Source organism: Protofrankia sp. Cr1 (assembly GCF_963555865.1).
GTDB lineage: Bacteria > Actinomycetota > Actinomycetes > Frankiales > Frankiaceae > Protofrankia.
Genome location: NZ_CAUVXO010000539.1, coordinates 1 through 3,459, shown reverse-complemented (window position 1 = coordinate 3,459; position 3,459 = coordinate 1). Strand labels below are relative to the sequence as shown.

The window sequence follows — 3,459 nt, the reverse complement described above, 5'->3', positions numbered from 1 at the left end:
TGGCTGTTCAGCTCCGTTACCGCCGACCAGCTCCCCAATGACCTGCGGCGCTCCCTACTCACCTACATGCAGTCCCCGCCCGCGTTCCAGCGCACCCCCTCAGAGCTGGCCGAGGTCTCCTTCAACGAGCGGCGGGACCCCTTTCAGTCGTTGTTCGAGCAACGGGTCTTCCTGCTGATCCGGAAGCGCGGTTATCATGTCATTCCCCAATGGAGAGTTAATGAAAAGTTAATCGACCTGGTCGTCACCGGAGAACACGGCCGACTGGCCGTGGAATGCGACGGCAGTCCATACCACTCCTCCACCCGGCAGATACAGGACGACTACGAGAGGGAGCGCGAGCTGCGCCGAGCCGGCTGGCGGTTCTGGCGGGTACGTAGCAGCGAGTTCGCGCTTTCGCCTCAGGACGCCCTGGCGCCGTTGTGGCAGAAACTGGACAGCCTTGGCATTCGTCCCGGTGTCGAAGAGGAAAACCTCACCGGAGACGCGGTCAACATATGGACCCCTGTCGCCCTGGACGAGGACGACAGTGATCTGGACGACGACGAAGGAGCCTGAGATGGCCGAGCCGCTGGACAGCAGCACCCTGGCCGAGATCGCTCACCTGATCTGCGGGGACGACGGCCCGCTGGTCTACCGGCGGGGATGGGAGATCCCGGAATTCCTCCGCCGGGCAGGCTGGAACAACGTCCCCGACTATGACGGCTTATCCCGTCACTCGTGGACCAGTGAGCTGCTTCACGAGCGCCAACGACAGGGAGGCAAGGACGTCGAGCGCGCAGTCCTGCGCCTCGCGGACCGCCGTGAATACCACGGCCAGGAGACGGAGTTCAAAACCACGCTGCAGCAACTTAACGCATTGCTCACCCTGGAAGGGCTGCGCGTTGGCTATGAAGTCGGGCGGCCCGTACTCGTCGAGGAAGAGCCGGTGTTCGACACCGGTGCCCGCCCGCCCCGTGTCGAACTCCAGGTGGCGGTAGCGGACGTGGTCAGTGATCCCGAGCTCGCCAAGGCAGTGCAGCTCCGGCTCGACGAGGCCCGCATCGGCTACGACCAGGGCGCCTACATCTCGGCCGTCATCATGCTCGGCAGTCTGCTGGAGGGTGTACTGCTTCACGTCGCCGAGGCCAGGCCATCGATACGACCGCGCCCCAAACCTCTGAGGAACATGGGACTGGAGGACCTGGTGGAGTTCGCGCATGCCAACGAATGGATCGAGCACGACGCCAAGATGGCCTCTAACCTCGTCCGCCATTACCGCAACTCCGTCCATCCAGGACTGGAGAAGCGGACTAAGCACAGCCCCAACCGCGATACCCTCGACATGTGTTGGCCGGTCGTCAACGCCATCCTCAATGACCTGGCGGCCACGGCCTCGGACGGCGTCACGAGTGGGCATTAGCACCTCGAGGAACGGCTGAAGACGCGGCCGACGATCACGTCGTCGCAGTAGTGCCCGTCGTCGCCCCGGCCGTGCCAGCCCACTACATCCCTCGTGTAGCTCCCCACTACCCTGAACCGCACCCGGAGAGCGCTCATGATCGTACTGTTCCTAGGCGTCGTTGTCCTGCCAGTCTTCGCAGGCCTTTACTGGATGTCTCGATGCGGTGCCGCCACCCGGACCACCGGTCGTCTGTGCTATCGGGCTCGCCGCGGCCTGTTTACCCGCTGCCGCGACCACGGCTTCCAGATCGTGGCACGCGGCGACCTTCTAGCGGTTGGCTTCTTCGCCCTTGCCTATGGCGGGCTCCGCCTCTGGGCGATCGTCAACTGACCCAGAGGCGATGACCGTTACGGTCACCGCGGTGCTCGCCGGCTAGACCTTCCGCGATACGCCTGACGGCAGGCCCGATCGTTGTCGCCCTTGACGGAGGGCTGCTGTCAGGTGGGATCTGCGGGACGGTGGGGATTGACACCCGCGGCACGGGTCGGAAGCAGAGCCGCCGATGATCATTGATCATCAAGTGTCAACCGTCGTCGTGTTGGGGGAGACAACATCGACCAGGCTCCGTCGAGCACAGCGTAGGCCGCGAAAACCGTCGACCCGCCGGAAGTCCGGAGGTGCAGTCATCTGGCGCCCGGCAGCCCTGGATTCGGCTGACAGGATGATCGCGTGAGCGGATAATCAATGTGTGGCCAATGGCAAGTCTTCCAACTTCAAAAACCGCTTGATTGAGGGCATGCCATGGGACCATCCGTGGCAGCCGCTGCTCGTTACCGCGGTCCTCTGCGCCGTCGTGTACTTCCTTGCCGTGTGGTTGGTGCTCCTCGTCGCCTTGGCCTTGGCTGAGTTGGGCAGAAGATACCTGCGAGGCATCGAGGTTCTGCACGAGCGTTACCACCGGGTGCTTGAAAAGATCGACGAGCAACCGGGGTCCGATTTCGTCTCCCTCGTCGTCGACTTACTGAAGCGGGACGGCTGCGTCGAGGCGGAGGCGCTCAAACCCGACGGGAAGCACGGTCTCGATGTGCTGGCCCTCGCACCGGACGGCAGGCAGATCGCGGTGGCGTGTTACCGCTACACCGGGGAGTCGGCCGTCACCCAAACGCAGGTGAGCGACTTCCACAGGCACATCGTCCAGCGGTACCGGCAGATCCCAACCACCGTCATGATTGCCACCTCCGGGCGTCTGACGGAGAACGCCCGCGCGTACGCCGAGAACAGGAAGGTCGTGGCGGTGGAGCGCCCCGCGGTAGCCCGATGGGTGCTGGGCCAGCCGCCCATCCCAAGCCTGAAGCCGCGTGCCCTGTCTCGGGCCGAAAGCCGTGACCGTCCGCTGCTCCCGACCGGGGGTGGTGCCCGGATCGCATGGCTCGCTCCGCCTGTCGCCCTCGTAACGTTGATCGACAGGGGGATCATGTTTGCTGTCCTCGTCCTGGCGGTGGGACTGACCGCTGCGGCCGCCGCTTCTGCCCTGGACGCCGATCTCAACCCCGATCCCCCGCCGCCGCTGTGGCCCTGGCTGCCGCTGTGGGGCGAAGCTGCCGCCCGGCTGACCCTCGCCGCCACCGCCGCCTGGGTCCTGTTATTCCAGGTCACATGAACCGATCAGATGAGGAGAGGCGGCTGGAGCCACCGGCCTGGACACCTGCACGCCCACACCGCAGGCCTCGGCGGCATCACCACGGCCAGCAGGAGTAACGAGTGCGCCAGCTCTGTGACGCGCCACCAGAGGGCCCGGCATGCCCTTTCGAGCCATCGGCGACCGTCACCCGCGGCGGGGGAGTGGTCGAAGACCTCACGAAGGCCGATCATGTACGAATGGTCAAGGCCGTCCCTCGGATACAGACACTACGTACACCGATGATCTCGGTGATGCTTCGGCGATGACGGTCTGCGTTTCGCGGTCGTAGGTAAGCCCAAGTTGGCGGTAGACCTCGGCCTTGTCGTCGGGGTCGGCGGCGCGCAGGCTCGCGAGGAGCCCGCTGAAGCCGTCGACCAGAGTTTTGATCTCGTGG

Annotated in this window: 4 protein-coding genes and 1 pseudogene; 4 read left to right on the top strand and 1 reads right to left on the bottom strand. The window is 64.9% G+C overall.

Annotated elements, in window-relative coordinates:
- From U9980_RS25410 to U9980_RS25395, 4 genes are all read left to right on the top strand, one after another.
- The coding region (locus U9980_RS25410; protein WP_322770240.1) for a DUF559 domain-containing protein at positions 1-558 on the top strand (558 nt) is incomplete at its 5' end.
- Between the two features lies 1 nt (position 559).
- Complete coding sequence (locus tag U9980_RS25405) at positions 560-1,402, top strand: hypothetical protein (protein ID WP_322770239.1); 843 nt, start codon at positions 560-562, stop codon at positions 1,400-1,402.
- A gap of 135 nt (positions 1,403-1,537) precedes the next feature.
- Positions 1,538-1,774: a hypothetical protein gene (locus tag U9980_RS25400; protein ID WP_322770238.1), complete on the top strand. Its 237-nt coding sequence runs from the start codon at positions 1,538-1,540 to the stop codon at positions 1,772-1,774.
- A 406-nt stretch (positions 1,775-2,180) separates the two neighbouring features.
- The gene (locus U9980_RS25395) at positions 2,181-3,044 is read left to right on the top strand and encodes a restriction endonuclease (RefSeq protein ID WP_322770237.1); all 864 of its coding nucleotides are present in this window, start codon (positions 2,181-2,183) and stop codon (positions 3,042-3,044) included.
- 222 nt (positions 3,045-3,266) lie between these two features.
- Here U9980_RS25395 and U9980_RS25390 read toward each other — a convergent pair.
- Positions 3,267-3,459: pseudogene (locus U9980_RS25390) on the bottom strand (recombinase family protein); the annotation flags it as partial.

Coding starts and splice junctions, on each gene's coding strand:
- U9980_RS25395 (WP_322770237.1), top strand. CDS start 2,181: ATGCCATGGGACCATCCGTGGCAGCCGCTGCTCGTTACCGCGGTCCTC.
- U9980_RS25405 (WP_322770239.1), top strand. CDS start 560: ATGGCCGAGCCGCTGGACAGCAGCACCCTGGCCGAGATCGCTCACCTG.
- U9980_RS25400 (WP_322770238.1), top strand. CDS start 1,538: ATGATCGTACTGTTCCTAGGCGTCGTTGTCCTGCCAGTCTTCGCAGGC.